Source organism: Cupriavidus taiwanensis (genome assembly GCF_900250115.1).
Classification (GTDB): domain Bacteria; phylum Pseudomonadota; class Gammaproteobacteria; order Burkholderiales; family Burkholderiaceae; genus Cupriavidus; species Cupriavidus taiwanensis_B.
Genome location: NZ_LT984805.1, coordinates 483,108 through 498,960, shown reverse-complemented (window position 1 = coordinate 498,960; position 15,853 = coordinate 483,108). Strand labels below are relative to the sequence as shown.

Sequence of the window (15,853 nt, the reverse complement as noted above, 5' to 3'; positions counted from 1 at the left end):
AGTATCCCTAACGCTGTATGCCAGCGATGGTCGCGTTGAGATCGACAATAACGCCGCGGAGCGGGCGTTGCGGGCTGTTGCTCTCGGTCGAAAGAACTACTTGCACTTCGGCTCCGACAGTGGCGGCGAACGCGGCGCCGCTATCTATTCGCTGGTGGCCTCAGCCAAGCTGAACGGTCTCGACCCCGAGGCCTACCTGAGCCACGTTATTGCGCGCATCGCCGACCACCCCGTCAATCGCGTCGCAGAGCAGATCCGCTCAACCGCCACCTAAAGGTAACCCTCTCGTCAAGAACGCTGACCGTCGGACGGTTACGACCGGACCTTGACTTCTCTTGTTTCATGCAGGCAGCGGCTGGCCGGCGATTAAAAGCATCGAATGGAGTGTGCTTCGCAGCGATAGCCCATGCCTCGAGCTAGCTTGTTGGTCAAGGCGCAAGCCACCACGCTCTAGTGTCTACGCGCCGACCGCGCACATTGTAAGAGCAGCCGTCGGGTGTTCTTTTCTCTTCGCTTGCTGATCCCCAGCGGATTGGCTCTCCCGCCTGCACGTACTGACGTGGCACAACGCCAATCGATGCCGCAAAATCTCGGCTGTTGCGGTACTGCTTTCCGTCACCCGCTCCTGCTGATAGCACGCTCGCAGTAATGAACCCCAATGCCAGGATCCTCATTAGACGCTGCCCAAAATCGTCGGCGGCAAGCTAACGTACGAGTTTTTTGTCGATCTCCGCAATCTGTGCATCGATATACTTGTAGTGGGTGTGGAGGCGCTCGAGGCTCTCTACTAGCGTAAGCGTGGCCCCAGCACCGTCTGTTCATGAAGAGCCATAGGCGGCAATCTGGTTCCCACCAGAATTTGGTGGGAACCAGAAGAAATGGAAATCAAGGCGCGGGGTCGCCGGCGAGGCTCCAAGAACTACTCGAAGGAATTCCGCACGCAGGTCGTGGCGGAAACGCTGGACCCGGCAAGCTCACTGGCAGAAGTTGCGCGCTCGCATGGCCTGAACGCGAATCTCGTGTCGAAGTGGCGGCGGGATTATGAGCGAGCTGCGACGTCAGCATCCGAGCCTTCGGAATTATTCCTGCCCGTTCAGATAGCATCGCCGCCGAGGCCGGAGCCGATTGGATCGACCGGGCTCGTCATCGAATGTCGTGGCATGCGTGTGAGTTTCGAAGGCAAGCCCGAGCCTGATGTCCTGCAGCTCGTGCTGGCGAGCTTGCTGGGAGTGGGTTCGTGATGCCGGGCCTTCCCGCTGGAACGCGGGTGTGGCTGGCTGCTGGTGTGACCGATATGCGCTCTGGCTTCAACAGCCTGGCCGCGAAGGTGCAGACCGTGCTAGAGCGGGACCCGTTCAGCGGCCACGTGTTTGTGTTCCGTGGCCGACGAGGCGATCTGGTCAAGGTGCTTTGGTGGAGCGGTGATGGCATGTGTCTGCTGATGAAACGGCTTGAACGCGGCCGCTTCGTCTGGCCTCGTGCGGATGGAGGTGTCGTCAGCCTGAGCCAGGCGCAGCTCTCAATGCTGCTGGAAGGCATCGACTGGCGACAGCCGGTGCGCACGGCGGAGCCGATCTCGGCGTTGTAAACCTGAGTGCCGGCGCGTAGACTGCTGGCATGACGACGGCGAACGCGTACCCGGACGACATCGAAGCGCTCAAAGCCCTCTTGCTGGAGCGCGATGCCCGCATCGGGCATCTGCAAGACGTGGTCGAATCGCAGAAGGCAGCGACGGCAACGGACAAGGCGGAGATCGAGCATCTCAAGTTGCTGATTGCAAAGCTGCGCCGCATGCAGTTCGGCCGTCGCTCGGAGAAGCTGGACCGCCAGATCGAACAGCTCGAACTTCGCCTAGAAGAACTCGAGGCCGACGAAGGTGCCGCACCCATCGAGATCCACAGGACGCCGCGTACGGCACCGGAACAGGTACAACGTAAGCCGTTGCCAGAACACCTGCCGCGCGAGTTCCAGACTCATTGGCCCGAATCACGTGATACCTGCACGGCATGCGGTGCGCCGATGAAGCAGCTTGGCGAGGATGTCTCCGAACAGCTCGAATATGTGCCAGCGAGCTTCCGGGTCATCCGGCATGTGCGACCCAAGCTGGCGTGTTCATGCTGCGATCACATCGCCCAGGCTGCTGCGCCGAGCCGCCCCATCGAGCGAGGCATGGCTGGCCCGGGACTGCTGGCCCACGTGCTGGTCGCGAAGTTCGCGGATCACCTGCCGCTCTACCGACAGTCGGTGATCTATGCGCGTGAAGGCGTCGAGCTGGATCGCTCGTTGCTGGCGAAGTGGGTTGGTCACAGTGCGGCGCTGCTGCAACCACTCGTCGACACACTGCGTCGACACGTCATGGCGGCGACGAAGCTCCATGCCGACGATACGCCAGTGCCGGTGCTCGCGCCAGGCAATGGCAAGACTAAAACTGGACGCTTGTGGGTGTATGTGCGTGACGACCGGACGTCGGGCGATGCTACTCCGCCGGCCGTCTGGTTTGCCTATACGCCGGACCGCAAGGGCATCCACCCGCAGCAGCATCTTGAATCGTTCAACGGGACGTTGCAGGCCGATGCCTACGGCGGCTACCAGGCGATCTACGAAACGGGACGGGTTGCCGAAGCAGCGTGCTGGGCCCATGCCCGGCGGCAGTTCTACGAATTGTATGCAGCTCGCCCCAATTCCTTGAATACCGAGGCCCTGGAACGCATCGGCGCGCTCTACAAGATCGAAGAGCAGATCCGGGGCAAACCACCCGATGTGCGCCAGGCGTATCGACAGGCGCAAGCGCGTCCACTACTCGATCAACTCCACGCGTGGCTGAGAGCCACGTTGGAGACGCTCTCGCGCAAATCTGACACGAGTCGAGCGATCCTGTACGCACTGAACCGGTGGGAGGCGCTCACGCGCTATTGCGACGACGGACGACTGGAGATCGACAACCTGCCGGTCGAACGTGCGCTGCGCGGGGTGGCCATCGGAAGACGTAATTACCTGTTCGCGGGTGCTGACTCAGGTGGGGAACGCGCCGCTGCAATTTACAGCCTGATCGGCACGGCAAAACTCAACGGCGTCGATCCCGAGGCTTACCTACGCTTCGTGCTCGCACGCATCGCGGATCACCCGATCAACCGCGTCGACGAACTCATGCCGTGGGTCGTCACTGAGCAACTGGTTACGCCAGCGTAACTGCTGCGGCCGTCAAGACGGTACTGGCTACTCGCTTACCTACTAGCTGCGGCGGAAGCAAATGTTCTGCAATGACGGCTGGCAGGCGCTTCATCACGGTGCCGCCCAGCGGCAGGCTTATGTCGAACTCTATAAGAAATGCACGTTCTAGTAGTGCCCAGCCTGTCGCGAATAATCGAATCCCTAACACGGTGCAATGCCAATAGAACTTGTTGCGACTCCGTTCGCTGTGTGACAAACCGCATAGAGGGTTGTGACGCCTCCTCGCAGATCGCCTCGGGGCATCGTTTATCTGCGATTCACATGTGTTGCTCCTACCAGCCAGCCTAGCGTCTGAGCCACATCGCTGCTCGGAGCCTCTACGCAACACCTCGCGATATTGCCCACTGTCGGACTACATTGTCAGAGCACCTTCGCACGCCGCCGTTGCCAGCAACACGCGCGCTCCCAGCCTACCGCCGGTCGCACGGCGGGTCCGCTACCGTGGAATCAAGACTCGTGGTTGGACAATGATGAAACGAATGCATTGCGCCCGATATACCGAGCCTCATGCTTCGCAAGCGCACCCAACCAGCTATTGTAAGTGGGGACTGTGTCCGGCTTTTCAGGGGGTCGCTCCATTCGTGGAGCCGCCTCAAGCATTCCCTTATTGACTGCAGGGCCAACGCCGGCCGCAGTCCCACAGCCAGAGGCTGGCACTGGCCGTCACCGATACGGCATACACGCTGACACTCCCGACGTGCCAACGTTTAGCGAAGCTGGACAGAAGGACTACGCTATAACCAAACTGATTTCCCTGGGCTGAGCCGAAGGGATCCTCGCCAAAGCTGATCGAAAGCTTCAGGCCGACCTGCAGAAGCGTGTGCAGAGCGCGGATTGGACGTAGCGAATCGGGGAAGCTTCCAATGCAGCTGGGGTCGCCTCCCGAACGGCGCGTACATAGCTTCAATGAGTTCTCTCAGAAGTTTGTTTTGACAGATTGCCTCCCCCAACTCCAATCGTGCCGCTGCTTATGGGCAATTGCCAATCACATAGTATCCGGCGGCTGTCTCAGCCAGAGTGTTGATATAGAAAAGATTATTTAATCCCATGCTTTGGTTCGAGCCATTCGCGTAAGCCCCCCCCCCGACATCGTGTGCCCGACCGGCTTGCACGTGCGCATAGTTTGTGCCGGTGGTCGCCGTACAAGAAAAACTCGTCTTTGTTGTTGCCGAGATAGCAGCAGATTGCTGGCTTTCCCCTGCTGTGCCGTCGATCGCCGTCACAGTGTAGCTGTACGTAGTACCCGCTATCAAGTCCAAATCGGTGTAGCTCGTCGACGTGCTCGAGCCCACCTTCGTGCCATTGCGGTAAAGGTTGTAGCTGTTGGCGTTTGTTACGGCATTCCACGACAGCGATATTGTGTTGAGGGTCGTCCCGGCGACCGCCAGCCCAGTCGGCGACGAACCCGCCTGTCCAGACCCGCTTCCAGCACGCAAATTGTTCTTAACCCAGAAGTCCATCACGAAGTCAGGGTAGTTGATATGCGTGGCATCGACATAGTTGGTGTTGTTGCCGCCAGTTCCAGCGGGCCATGCGTGTGCCATGCCCGCGACCGATATTTCGTGGGTGCGCACTTTGCCATTGCTATCGATATAAGGGGTGTTTGTGCCGCCCCCTGCTATCGATACCTTAGATCCCTGGGTGAAGCTGCCGCCGTAGAGCTGGCGGAAGGCCGAGGCTGCTATCGGGCCATATGCCGGCGCCACCGTGTAGTCCGAGGTTCCCCATACGGCGCCGGCAATCTGGCTGGTGAACTTACCCACGTTGGATCCGGCCCATTGCTTACATTTATTGCCTGCCGTCGTCGCGGTATAGCCACTAGGTACGAAGCCGATCTGGGCCGTCGTGGTTCCCGGCGTCGGACCGGCATTGATGCCAACGCCGGCAAAAATGTCCGGGGCGATGCAGCCCAGGACCATGCTCATGCCGCCTCCAGAGGATAGGCCCGCCACGTATACCTGATTGGGATCGATCGCATACTGGGCATTGGCAACAAAGCGGTTGACTAGATCCAGCAGTACGCCCACGTGTCCAGCGGTTCGGCTTGGCGACGCATTCGCATAGTCCCAGCAATGCTTGAAGTACACGTTGCCGCTTGCGTTAGGCGCAAGAATGACAGCACCGTATTGATCGCCAATCGATTTCCAGTTGAACCCGGTCCCACTGGCATTATTGATCACGTCGCCGGAGGCAGTCTGCAAGCATCCGTGTAGCACTAGAACTAGAGCTCGCTTGCCATTGGGCGTGGAAGGCTGGCTCGCCGGCCAATAGAAATAGCCGGTCAGGTTTCCACCATTGACGGCATCCGATGCCCACGTCTGCTCGCTACTCCACGCTCCGGGACCCGCCGTCGCTGCATGCAGCGAAAACGCTCCCAGCATCGTCGCAAGAGTGACTAACCCGGTCGCGAAGTATCGCCAACGCTTTCTCAGCATAGTGTCTCCCTTTTTTGATTTCTTCGAGTCACAGCAATGCCCTGACCCAAGGGGTCTGCAACAAGCCGGTTCGCACTTTAAGGACAACTGCTTAATTTATGACAGGCTTTCGCTCCGCCTTTAACATGATACATGATTCATGTTTCATACTAGGAAGGGCATCGAGGCAAAGTCAACCACTCGTTTACACTTAGTTCAATGGTTCGCAGCCCCGACAGACCATGGACACCAGCGCGTGAATCGCACCCACCATTGAATCAGACGATATCCATGGCGGAGTAAGCAGGCTAGGGGCATCCCCTTATACGGAAGTAGGACCGTCTCCGCGGCGAGGCTTGGAGCTTGAAGTCCCGGGAATTTCGAGGTAAGGGGGTTGTTAACTTCGCCAGACTCGCGTTTACTCTCGGATTTTCGCGCAGCAATGAGCAACGAGTCGGGGGCATGGGTGGACGAGGAATTCGAGAGTCTGGATCTTGGTGATCCGGGGCGGGATCGGCGCGCCAAGGAGCTGCTCAAGCGGTTTGCGGCTCTGCCGACGGCGAGCATCCCCGGCGCATGCGATGACTGGTCGCAAACCATCGCGGCATATCGGTTTCTCGGCAATGAGCAGATCGATTGGCGGGACGTAATGCAGCCGCATTGGGAGCGCACTGCAGCGAGGGCCGCGCAGTTTCCGGTGGTGCTGTGCATCGCTGATACAACCGAATTGAACTTTAATGGCCAGGAGATCGACGGGCTGGGTCCGTTGACCTATGAAGCCCAGCGGGGCATGTTTTTGCATCCGACCTACGCGGTGACGCCTGACCGCGAGCCGCTGGGGGTGATCGATGCCTGGATGTGGGCTCGGGAGCCCAAGGACGCCGATGGCAACCGGGGCGGGATCAAGGAAAGCGTACGCTGGATTGAAGGATATGAACGGGTTGCGGAGCAAGCCGCGCTATTGCCGCAGACACGGCTGGTGTATGTGACAGACCGCGAGGGTGATATTGCCGAGTTGATGGCGCGCGCCCAGGAACTTGGCCAACCGGCCGACTGGTTGATCCGCAGCCAACACAACCGCAACCTGGCCGAGGGCGGCAAGTTGTGGGATAGCGTCGACGCCAGCCCGGTACTCGGGGAAATCACCTTTATCTTGCCAGGGCGAGCAGGCCAGAAGGCGCGCGAGGTCAAACAGGAACTACGCGCCCAGCGTATGAAGCTGCCGGGTCTGGTCGGAGCGGAGTTCACCTGTGTGGCGGCAAGGGAGATCGAAGCGCCCGCAGGCGTCAAGCCAGTGGTTTGGCGATTGGTGACGAACCGAGAAGCGCAGGACGCTGATGCGGTCAACGAACTTGTTGAATGGTATCGGGCAAGGTGGGAGATCGAGATGTTCTTCCATGTCCTGAAGACCGGCTGCAAGGTCGAGGCGCTACAGCTATCGCACATGGATCGTGTGGAGCGGGCCTTGGCGTTGTATATGGTGGTGGCATGGCGCATTGCCCGCCTGATGCGGTTGGGCAGAACCTGTCCGGATCTGGATGCGTCGCTGTTCTTCGATGCCGACGAGATTCGGGGGGCATACGTGCTCTCCAAGAAAGCTCGCCCGAAGACACCGGTCACACTCAATCAGATGATTCGGTTGGTTGCTTCCCTGGGCGGGTTCCTTGGGCGGAAGAACGATGGCGAGCCCGGCGCCAAGACGATCTGGATCGGCATGCAGCGAACCATGGACGCCGCGCTCACTATTCAAACACTGAGGGAAGAGTCATGACTTCCGTATAAGGAAATGCGTCAAAGGATCCATTTTCGTATGCGAAGATAAACTTTGGGGGAGACTTCCGGAAGTGAAAAGCATCTAGCAGGCTGCTGAAGTACTCATCGCGCTAGCGATGAGTACTTCAGCAGCCTGCTTGGGCGGCGACAATCATTTTGTCCGGCGTAGCGACAAACATCTTGGCCGGTGGCGGGAACTCGGAGGCGGCGTAGCCGCCGGAGAGTTTCCGCCACCGGCGGCGCCGAGTTGGCCGGGTTCTACGATGGCTGATCGCATCAATAAGCGGTCAGTCCATGTCTGGAACCCGTATTACCGACCAACAGGTTAGCCTCTACATGTCCAAACGCAAACAGCATACCCAGGAGATTGCCGCTGCCAAGGCCGGCATCAGTGTGCGCAGTGCCCGGCGTATCGAACGTGATAGCCAACTGCCTTCGCAGAAGCCCCGCCGTTACTGGCGCTCGCGGCCCGATCCATTCGTCGAGGTCTGGGACACCGAGGTCGTGCCGATGCTTGCTAGCGAGCCGCGCCTGCAAGCCATCACCATTCTGCGCAAGCTCCAGGACGACCATCCCGACCAATACCCTGACAGCATGCGCCGCACGCTCGAACGGCGCATCAGCAAGTGGCGGGCTGTGTCTGGACCGGCCAAAGAAGTCTTCTTCCCACAGGAACACGCGCCGGGGATCCGGGCACTGTCGGACTTCACCGATATGCAGGCGCTGGGCATCACCATCTCCGGCGTTCCATTCCCTCACCGCCTGTATCACTTCGTGTTCGCGTTCTCGCGCTGGGAGTACGCCCAAGTGGTTGAAGGCGGAGAGAGCTTCGAGGCGCTGTCCTCGGGCTTGCAGAACGCGCTCTGGCAGGCCGGCGGCTGCCCGCGAGAACATCGCACCGACAGCCTCTCGGCGGCGTTCAAGAACCTGAAGGAGCAGGAGGACTTCACAACGCGCTACGAAGCCCTGCTGGACCACTATGGGATGACCGGCACCCGTAACAACCGCGGCCTGGGCCACGAGAACGGCAGTGTGGAATCATCCCACCGCTATCTGAAGGAGGCTGTCGACCAGGCACTGATGCTGCGCGGCCACCGGGACTTCGAGGATCGAGCCGCCTATGAGGCGCTCCTGCGCGAGGTCGTGATGCGTCGTAACCGGCGTCATGCAGCGGCGTTCCGTCTCGAGCGCGAGCAGTTGACGGACCTGCCTCCCCGGCGCACGACGGACTTTGCCGAAGAGGAAGCGCGTGTCACCCGTTGCAGCACATTCACCGTGCGCGGCATCCTCTACAGCGCGCCGTCCCGCCTGATTGGTCACCGTCTGAAGGTGCGTGTGTACGGCGACCGACTGGACTGCTACCTGTCCGGAGCCATGGTGTTCAGCACTCCTCGGGGCTCCCACGCCGCGCACAGCACCCGCCGCGCTATCGACTATCGGCACTTCATTGAGGGGCTCAAACGTAAGCCGCAGGCCTTCAAGGGCCTGGCGTTCCGGGACGATCTGTTCCCTCGGGAGGCCTATCGGCGAACCTGGGAGCAGCTTGATGCCCGGCTGTCGCAACGCGACGCGTGCAAGACGATGGTTGGCCTGCTTGAGCTGGCGGCCATGGACGGTATCGAAGCCGTGCTGGCCGTGCGCCTGGAAGCCATGTTGGGCGATGGTGATCTGCCGGATCTGGAAGCGCTGCGCGAGGAGTTCTCGCCGCGGCAAGCCGATCACCCCGTCATCCATGTCCAGATGCCGGCGACCAGTTGCTACGACGCCCTGCTGGGCCAGGGGGTCGCAGCATGAACGCGCCGCTCCCAATTGATGCCGCCCGCCTGACGTTGATGCTCAACGAACTGCGCCTGCCCACCATTGGCCGGCTCTGGCCAGAGTTCGCACAGCGCGCCGACAAGGAAAGCTGGCAGGCAACCCGGCTGCTTGGCGCCTTGCTCGAACACGAACTGGCCGAACGGGCCAAGCGGCGTATCGAACGACACCGAACCGAATCCCGCCTGGATCCAACCAAGACGCTGGCTGCCTTCGACTTCAGTGCTGTGCCCATGGTCTCCAAGGCGCACGTGATGGCACTGGCGAGCGGTGATTCCTGGCTGGAGAAAGGTGCCAATGTGTTGATCTTCGGCCCGCCGGGCGGTGGGAAGAGCCACCTCGGATCGGCCATCGGGCATGCCCTGATCGACGCTGGGTACAGGGTACTGTTCACGCGTACCAGCGAGATCGTCCAGAAGCTGCAGGCAGCCAGGCAGAGCCTGCAGTTACCTGCAGCCCTGGCCAAGCTCGACCGCTTTGACCTGATCATCCTGGACGACCTGTCGTACGCCCGCAAGGACCAGGCCGAAACCAGTGTCCTATTCGAACTGATCGCCGAGCGCTATGAGCGGCGCAGTCTGCTGATCACGGCCAACCAGCCGTTCTCAGGCTGGGACAACGTGTTCCCTGACCCCGGCATGACCATCGCCGCGATTGACCGACTCGTCCACCATTCGACGATCTTTGAAATGAACGTCGAAAGCTACCGTCGGCGCACCGCAAGCGACAAGCAGTCTGCTCGCCGACGACAATCATCCAGCGACAACGACAATCACCGCGACATCGATAACGGAGCGACAACCATGACCTAACACTCACCGACAATCATCCCGGCCAACCGGCCAAAATGATTGTCGCTGGACCGGCCGTCCTGCTTGACGCTATCTAGCCTGCTAGTGGTTTTACGAAATGCCCTCTTTCTAGCGTTAGCTTCACCGGGCATTTGAGCGCCCGTGCGTGTCGTCACTCCTGCGGAATTAGAAAACGTTCAGGCCGTTTGCCCAACCATGCCGGTGCTCGACCTCTGCCGGACCAAGTCTTCGCGGTCTTGGGGTCCATATACTTGGGTGGCAGCGGCGCCTTTTCGCGCTGCGCTGAAGCAGCACCGACTGGCCGTCCCCTACGACGCCGCGGCGCAACATCTTCGGGCAACAGGTCGTATTGCGCCATCAAATCACGAATTTGTTCGATGACGCTGGCAACCTCGCTCGCCCGTGCCTCTTCAAGCTGAGCCTCGATCGCTTGCTTTTGCGCTATCAGTTCTTTATATGTTGCCATTTGAGCCCCCGCTTATTGCTGACATTTGACTTATACGCACTTTAAAGTCAGTCCGCAAGGTCTTTTTGTTCCTTACCCTACAAAATGTCGCAAAGCGCTCAAACTCGGGGCTGCGGCCGTGCCGTTGGCACTTGAACCGTATGGGCATTTCCTTATACGGAAGTCATGACTCTTCCCTCAGTGTTTGAATAGTGAGCGCGGCGTCCATGGTTCGCTGCATGCCGATCCAGATCGTCTTGGCGCCGGGCTCGCCATCGTTCTTCCGCCCAAGGAACCCGCCCAGGGAAGCAACCAACCGAATCATCTGATTGAGTGTGACCGGTGTCTTCGGGCGAGCTTTCTTGGAGAGCACGTATGCCCCCCGAATCTCGTCGGCATCGAAGAACAGCGACGCATCCAGATCCGGACAGGTTCTGCCCAACCGCATCAGGCGGGCAATGCGCCATGCCACCACCATATACAACGCCAAGGCCCGCTCCACACGATCCATGTGCGATAGCTGTAGCGCCTCGACCTTGCAGCCGGTCTTCAGGACATGGAAGAACATCTCGATCTCCCACCTTGCCCGATACCATTCAACAAGTTCGTTGACCGCATCAGCGTCCTGCGCTTCTCGGTTCGTCACCAATCGCCAAACCACTGGCTTGACGCCTGCGGGCGCTTCGATCTCCCTTGCCGCCACACAGGTGAACTCCGCTCCGACCAGACCCGGCAGCTTCATACGCTGGGCGCGTAGTTCCTGTTTGACCTCGCGCGCCTTCTGGCCTGCTCGCCCTGGCAAGATAAAGGTGATTTCCCCGAGTACCGGGCTGGCGTCGACGCTATCCCACAACTTGCCGCCCTCGGCCAGGTTGCGGTTGTGTTGGCTGCGGATCAACCAGTCGGCCGGTTGGCCAAGTTCCTGGGCGCGCGCCATCAACTCGGCAATATCACCCTCGCGGTCTGTCACATACACCAGCCGTGTCTGCGGCAATAGCGCGGCTTGCTCCGCAACCCGTTCATATCCTTCAATCCAGCGTACGCTTTCCTTGATCCCGCCCCGGTTGCCATCGGCGTCCTTGGGCTCCCGAGCCCACATCCAGGCATCGATCACCCCCAGCGGCTCGCGGTCAGGCGTCACCGCGTAGGTCGGATGCAAAAACATGCCCCGCTGGGCTTCATAGGTCAACGGACCCAGCCCGTCGATCTCCTGGCCATTAAAGTTCAATTCGGTTGTATCAGCGATGCACAGCACCACCGGAAACTGCGCGGCCCTCGCTGCAGTGCGCTCCCAATGCGGCTGCATTACGTCCCGCCAATCGATCTGCTCATTGCCGAGAAACCGATATGCCGCGATGGTTTGCGACCAGTCATCGCATGCGCCGGGGATGCTCGCCGTCGGCAGAGCCGCAAACCGCTTGAGCAGCTCCTTGGCGCGCCGATCCCGCCCCGGATCACCAAGATCCAGACTCTCGAATTCCTCGTCCACCCATGCCCCCGACTCGTTGCTCATTGCTGCGCGAAAATCCGAGAGTAAACGCGAGTCTGGCGAAGTTAACAACCCCCTTACCTCGAAATTCCCGGGACTTCAAGCTCCAAGCCTCGCCGCGGAGACGGTCCTACTTCCGTATAAGGGGATGCCGTATGGGTGCGATGGAGACTCTCATCCTTCTCGGAGTCAACGGTACTCCTTCCGCGCGCATGTGCTTACCTGATCCGCTGAAATGGGCTCCCGCGTTAGCCAATCAAAAGGGACGGAGCCCGGCTCCACAAGCAACTATTGCGCACCTAAAGCGATTCCATCTCGCACCGACCGAGTAGGAGAATCAGATTGAGCGGAGAAGCGCCGGTCTGCGTTCGATCCGAGTATTCTCATCATTGTCGGATATGGGTGAACAGCGCTTCCAGCAATGTAAATACAAATTCGCTGGATCCAGTCTCCTTGCTTCTTTTCGTAGCCAATGCTCGGCAGTATCGGTTCACTCTCATTTCCGAGCATCCGCGCCGCTCGGACTGCGGATTTCGGTGAAGGTGATCAGCGGTTTCGGCGAACGTGATCAGGGAAGGAAGGTGGTACTGCGCGGTCAGGAGATTGTAGCGTAGGTGATCACGATACCCGTTTCTTGGCGTCGGTTGCCGTGCGCTTGCGCATGGATTCGCCTTTGAGCGCCACTTTGTGCGCCTGGTGGACCAGCCGGTCCAGGATGGCGTCAGCCAGCGTCGGATCATTCAACCACTGGTGCCAATGCTCGATCGGGAGCTGGCTTGTCACGATGGTCGAGCGGGTACCGACGCGGTCGTCCAGAACTTCCAGCAGATCGCCGCGAGCGCTTTCAGAAGGCTCCTGTAGGCCCCAGTCGTCCAGCACCAGAACATCGATGCGTGCGAGTTGCGCCAGGCGGCGCGTAAAGCTCCCGTCGCCGTGGGCGATCTGCAGTTCCTCGAACAGTCGAGGCACCCGCAGATAGAGAGCAGAGAATCCCTGTCGACAGGCCTGCTCGGCTACACCAAGGTCCGCTATCGAGGGCTGAGGAAGAACACCGCGCAACCCATAACCTTGTTCGCGCTGTCAAACCTGTGGATGGCGCACGGCAAACTGCTGGCTGCTTGGGCATGAGCGCGTTTCTGACTCACGCCGATGCCTCGCGCACAGCCCGCGAATGCTGCTGCGCGCGTGCCAGAAACCTTCGCTCCGGGCTGATAGGTTGGCGTCGTGGCGCATTCAGCTTCCTGTTAAACGGCCAAGCACCCTCGATTCGCGTTTGTGCACTTAGCGACAGAGGTGCATAAAAATCCACCTTGGGAAAATTGGACGAACGGAAACTAAAGTCGTGAGCAGGCGCTCAGGCCGGCACACACTCAGTGAACGTTGCGTCCGAAATTCTGCAGTTCGAGGTCGGTCAAGGAGACCGCGGTGCCATCATTGGGCGCATTGGCGAACTTCAGGGTCAGCTTGCTGAGTTGAGTGATATCGAACGTGCTTTTTGATGCGGGATCAGGCCCGAATGCGTCGAGTGGGATTGCCACCATGTTCAGCAACTCGGGCATTGAGCTTTGGGGGGGAATCGACAGTCCCATGCTGCTGTCCAGCGCGTCGGAGAAGTCACTGACCAGTATCGCCGGTGAGTCGCGCCCCTTGCTATCGGTGAGTGTGACACTCACCTGCTGCGCCGCGAGCATTCCCTCAACGGAGGGCTGGGGTCGGACCATTGCGATGCGGAAGCTTAATGTGTCAAACCCAACCGTCGACAGGGCGTTTGCCGTTACCGGCTGGCCGCTTGGCCCGTACGCGGGTTCCTTAAGCGTAACCGGCAGCGTCATGTTTGGTCCGGTCAGTGTGAACTGAACCTGATTGGCGATCGACAGCAACCCGCCTACGTAGGTACTAAGCGGGCCTTCAGGACCTGTCCTGAAGAATATCCCCGTCGGCGAGGGCTGTGTACAGGTCGGTATGGCTCCATCCCCCAGGGTGAGATCCGTCGCGCAAGTGTATACGTTACCTCGAAAGGCGGATGCGTCGATCAGGTCCAGCGGACCGCCCGTCTGCAAGGTCGAGATTGTGCTGTCGTAGGGCTGGTTCAGGCCATATTCGTCGAATGGAGCAATCATTTTATGTCCGTTGACTCCATTGATCTGAATCGTCAGCACCACCCGGTTATCACAAGGTGCCTGACTCCCCGGACAGGCCGCCGCTGGCAGTCTGGCTGTGCCATTCCAGTAGGGAGCAAACACCGCTTCTCCCCCAACGAAATTGCGCATGAAACTGTTGATCACGAATAGCCCGATGGATTGCTGATCGGCTGTAGCCAGTCTGGTCGCGTGCGTGGCGTCTGCATAGCAGTAATCTCCCTGTAATCCGCTGTAATCGTCCTTTGTCCATTGGCTATTGAAGTAATTGTGATTAGCCCCGCGTACCACAATCTGGAACCGCGGAGCCGAGTCGGCAGGATCCCTGCTGAAGCGGTTGTTGTCGAGCACGTGTGTTCCGGACAAATTGTTCACGTCTCCATCACATGTTCCCACCATCGCGGCAAAGGGCACGCTGGCGATCTTCCGGTAGGACTGGCTGTCTGTTGGCGCAAGTGAGAGCGCGGCCTTGAAAACATATTTCGGTGGAGTGTTCGACCAGTCGCCCGCTTCAGGAGAAAGCATGACGTTATTCATGTCGAGGAATGTTGACAGATCCTGATCAGATAGACCGTTCACGCTTAGCTCGGCTATCAGGGTGTTGAGCGTCGTGAGGAACGCCGCCTTTGTGCCGGTGGTCACGGCTGCGCCGGGCGCAGCAAACCAGGTATTACCTGCCCAATTGTCTTTTTCATTTTGCAGTTCGGCGGTGGCCGAGCGTAGCTGTTGCAGACTGACACCAATGCGCCGATCATTAAGCTGGATGGCGTCGTTGATACCCTGGCCACCTCGGGAGTGCCCCATGATGCCAATCCGGCTAAAATCAATCTTGCCAATCAACTGCTTCGGGATCTGTATACCGGTCGTGGTTTGACCCCCATCACTCAATTTCTTGAGACGGTCGAGTGTTGCAAGGACCAGTTGGCCTCGCGACTGCGATGAATAATCGCCCGCTCCCCCGTGAATACACCCAATCGCCGTCGATGGGCAAAACGCATTAATGTCGTTCGCATCTATTGACAGCGTGACATAACCATGCACAACAAGGTCATTTGCCAGATAGTCGTACCCTTCGAAGCTGGGCTCAGACCGATTATGCATGCCATGGAGGAATATGACCACGGGATAGGAGGTCGGCGCGGTACCGGACGGGTTCACTGGTGCACCCGGATAGCGAATCCAGCCATGAATACGAGTGAGAAAAACAGCCGGTGAAACGTCAGCGGTACTCACGACGACGGAGCCGAGGTCATATTCCCCGCCTTCGGGTGAGTAGGTCGGACCGACAAACTGCTCAGCGGGCATCTGCTCTATAAACCGGACAGTTGGTACGAGCACTGCTGGCGTCAGCACCGCCTTTCCTGGTGGCCTCCCTCCTGTCCCCGGTTGTGCGGCCGGTGGGGTAGCCGGTGGGGTAGCCGGTGGAATGGGAGTAATAGCTCCTCCTACGGTTCCGGATACGGTTGGGGCAGTGCCTGTTTCATGATTTGTGCCGGAAGCGCCCCCTCCACAGCCGCCGAGACCGGCTAGCAGACTAAAAGCGATCATCCAGTGATGTAGTCGTGCAATCATTTATTTTTCCCTCGCCGCACAAGGCATTGCGGCAGAAGCGGAGGTGCCCGCAGTTATGGTTACTCGTCGCGACATTCGCTGTATGTTTCCGGACAACACCGCCTAGGCGTTGGCGGATGCTTCACGCTCGCAAGGGAGCAGGTACATCGCAGGATCGACTATGT

The 15,853-nt window shown here is 59.5% G+C and carries 10 protein-coding genes and 5 pseudogenes; 8 read left to right on the top strand and 7 right to left on the bottom strand.

What is annotated here, in order from left to right; genetic code table 11:
• Positions 1-4: 4 nt before the first annotated feature.
• Positions 5-274: pseudogene (locus tag CBM2586_RS31450) on the top strand (IS66 family transposase); the annotation flags it as partial.
• 97 nt (positions 275-371) lie between these two features.
• Here CBM2586_RS31450 and CBM2586_RS32355 read toward each other — a convergent pair.
• Positions 372-791, bottom strand: a pseudogene (locus CBM2586_RS32355) (transposase); the annotation flags it as partial.
• A gap of 87 nt (positions 792-878) precedes the next feature.
• Here CBM2586_RS32355 and tnpA point away from each other — a divergent pair.
• The 3 genes from tnpA to tnpC are packed head-to-tail and all read left to right on the top strand — an operon-like array spanning position 879 to position 3,189.
• Entirely contained in the window at positions 879-1,241 is a 363-nt protein-coding gene (tnpA, locus tag CBM2586_RS31440; protein WP_012354501.1) for an IS66-like element accessory protein TnpA, read from the top strand.
• Complete coding sequence (gene tnpB / locus CBM2586_RS31435; RefSeq protein ID WP_012354502.1) at positions 1,241-1,588, top strand: IS66 family insertion sequence element accessory protein TnpB; 348 nt, start codon at positions 1,241-1,243, stop codon at positions 1,586-1,588. The genes tnpA and tnpB overlap by 1 nt, the downstream gene beginning before the upstream one ends.
• 29 nt (positions 1,589-1,617) lie before the next feature.
• Positions 1,618-3,189: an IS66 family transposase gene (tnpC, locus tag CBM2586_RS31430; RefSeq protein ID WP_012354710.1), complete on the top strand. Its 1,572-nt coding sequence runs from the start codon at positions 1,618-1,620 to the stop codon at positions 3,187-3,189.
• A 40-nt stretch (positions 3,190-3,229) separates the two neighbouring features.
• On the opposite strand, the pseudogene CBM2586_RS31425 reads toward tnpC, so the two are convergent.
• Together CBM2586_RS31425 and CBM2586_RS31420 are read right to left on the bottom strand one after the other, a co-directional pair.
• Positions 3,230-3,467 (bottom strand): annotated as a pseudogene (locus CBM2586_RS31425) (IS110 family transposase); the annotation flags it as partial.
• 732 nt (positions 3,468-4,199) lie between these two features.
• Positions 4,200-5,612: an extracellular catalytic domain type 1 short-chain-length polyhydroxyalkanoate depolymerase gene (locus tag CBM2586_RS31420; RefSeq protein WP_306414580.1), complete on the bottom strand. Its 1,413-nt coding sequence runs from the start codon at positions 5,610-5,612 to the stop codon at positions 4,200-4,202.
• 475 nt (positions 5,613-6,087) lie between these two features.
• Between CBM2586_RS31420 and CBM2586_RS31415 the strand changes: the two genes are divergently transcribed.
• The 3 genes from CBM2586_RS31415 (at position 6,088) to istB (ending at position 10,045) form a co-directional block, all read left to right on the top strand.
• Positions 6,088-7,416: an IS4 family transposase gene (locus CBM2586_RS31415; protein WP_012354713.1), complete on the top strand. Its 1,329-nt coding sequence runs from the start codon at positions 6,088-6,090 to the stop codon at positions 7,414-7,416.
• A 296-nt stretch (positions 7,417-7,712) separates the two neighbouring features.
• Positions 7,713-9,212 (top strand): IS21 family transposase, encoded by a 1,500-nt coding sequence (gene istA, locus CBM2586_RS31410; protein WP_012354405.1) that lies wholly within the window; start codon positions 7,713-7,715, stop codon positions 9,210-9,212.
• Positions 9,209-10,045 (top strand): IS21-like element helper ATPase IstB, encoded by an 837-nt coding sequence (gene istB, locus CBM2586_RS31405; RefSeq protein ID WP_012354406.1) that lies wholly within the window; start codon positions 9,209-9,211, stop codon positions 10,043-10,045. The genes istA and istB overlap by 4 nt, the downstream gene beginning before the upstream one ends.
• A gap of 151 nt (positions 10,046-10,196) precedes the next feature.
• Here the strand turns inward: istB and CBM2586_RS31400 are convergent, their stop codons facing one another.
• From CBM2586_RS31400 to CBM2586_RS31390, 3 genes and pseudogenes are all read right to left on the bottom strand, one after another.
• Positions 10,197-10,511, bottom strand: a complete 315-nt coding sequence (locus tag CBM2586_RS31400; RefSeq protein ID WP_012354764.1) for an H-NS family nucleoid-associated regulatory protein — start codon at positions 10,509-10,511, stop codon at positions 10,197-10,199.
• Between the two features lie 163 nt (positions 10,512-10,674).
• Entirely contained in the window at positions 10,675-12,003 is a 1,329-nt protein-coding gene (locus tag CBM2586_RS31395; RefSeq protein ID WP_012354713.1) for an IS4 family transposase, read from the bottom strand.
• Between the two features lie 594 nt (positions 12,004-12,597).
• A pseudogene (locus tag CBM2586_RS31390) lies at positions 12,598-12,993 on the bottom strand (ATP-binding protein); the annotation flags it as partial.
• Here CBM2586_RS31390 and CBM2586_RS31385 point away from each other — a divergent pair.
• Positions 12,991-13,107: pseudogene (locus tag CBM2586_RS31385) on the top strand (IS5/IS1182 family transposase); the annotation flags it as partial. The pseudogenes CBM2586_RS31390 and CBM2586_RS31385 sit on opposite strands and share 3 nt — an antisense overlap.
• A gap of 242 nt (positions 13,108-13,349) precedes the next feature.
• Here CBM2586_RS31385 and CBM2586_RS31380 read toward each other — a convergent pair.
• Positions 13,350-15,470, bottom strand: coding sequence for a hypothetical protein (locus CBM2586_RS31380; protein WP_145987300.1), 2,121 nt, complete (start codon positions 15,468-15,470; stop codon positions 13,350-13,352).
• Between the last annotated feature and the right edge of the window lie 383 nt (positions 15,471-15,853).

Excerpts from the sequence above, each read along its gene's own strand:
- CBM2586_RS31400 (WP_012354764.1), bottom strand. The coding sequence starts at position 10,511 with ATGGCAACATATAAAGAACTGATAGCGCAAAAGCAAGCGATCGAGGCT.
- istB (WP_012354406.1), top strand. The coding sequence starts at position 9,209 with ATGAACGCGCCGCTCCCAATTGATGCCGCCCGCCTGACGTTGATGCTC.
- istA (WP_012354405.1), top strand. The coding sequence starts at position 7,713 with ATGTCTGGAACCCGTATTACCGACCAACAGGTTAGCCTCTACATGTCC.
- CBM2586_RS31415 (WP_012354713.1), top strand. The coding sequence starts at position 6,088 with ATGAGCAACGAGTCGGGGGCATGGGTGGACGAGGAATTCGAGAGTCTG.
- tnpC (WP_012354710.1), top strand. The coding sequence starts at position 1,618 with ATGACGACGGCGAACGCGTACCCGGACGACATCGAAGCGCTCAAAGCC.
- tnpA (WP_012354501.1), top strand. The coding sequence starts at position 879 with ATGGAAATCAAGGCGCGGGGTCGCCGGCGAGGCTCCAAGAACTACTCG.
- tnpB (WP_012354502.1), top strand. The coding sequence starts at position 1,241 with ATGCCGGGCCTTCCCGCTGGAACGCGGGTGTGGCTGGCTGCTGGTGTG.
- CBM2586_RS31395 (WP_012354713.1), bottom strand. The coding sequence starts at position 12,003 with ATGAGCAACGAGTCGGGGGCATGGGTGGACGAGGAATTCGAGAGTCTG.
- CBM2586_RS31420 (WP_306414580.1), bottom strand. The coding sequence starts at position 5,612 with ATGCTGGGAGCGTTTTCGCTGCATGCAGCGACGGCGGGTCCCGGAGCG.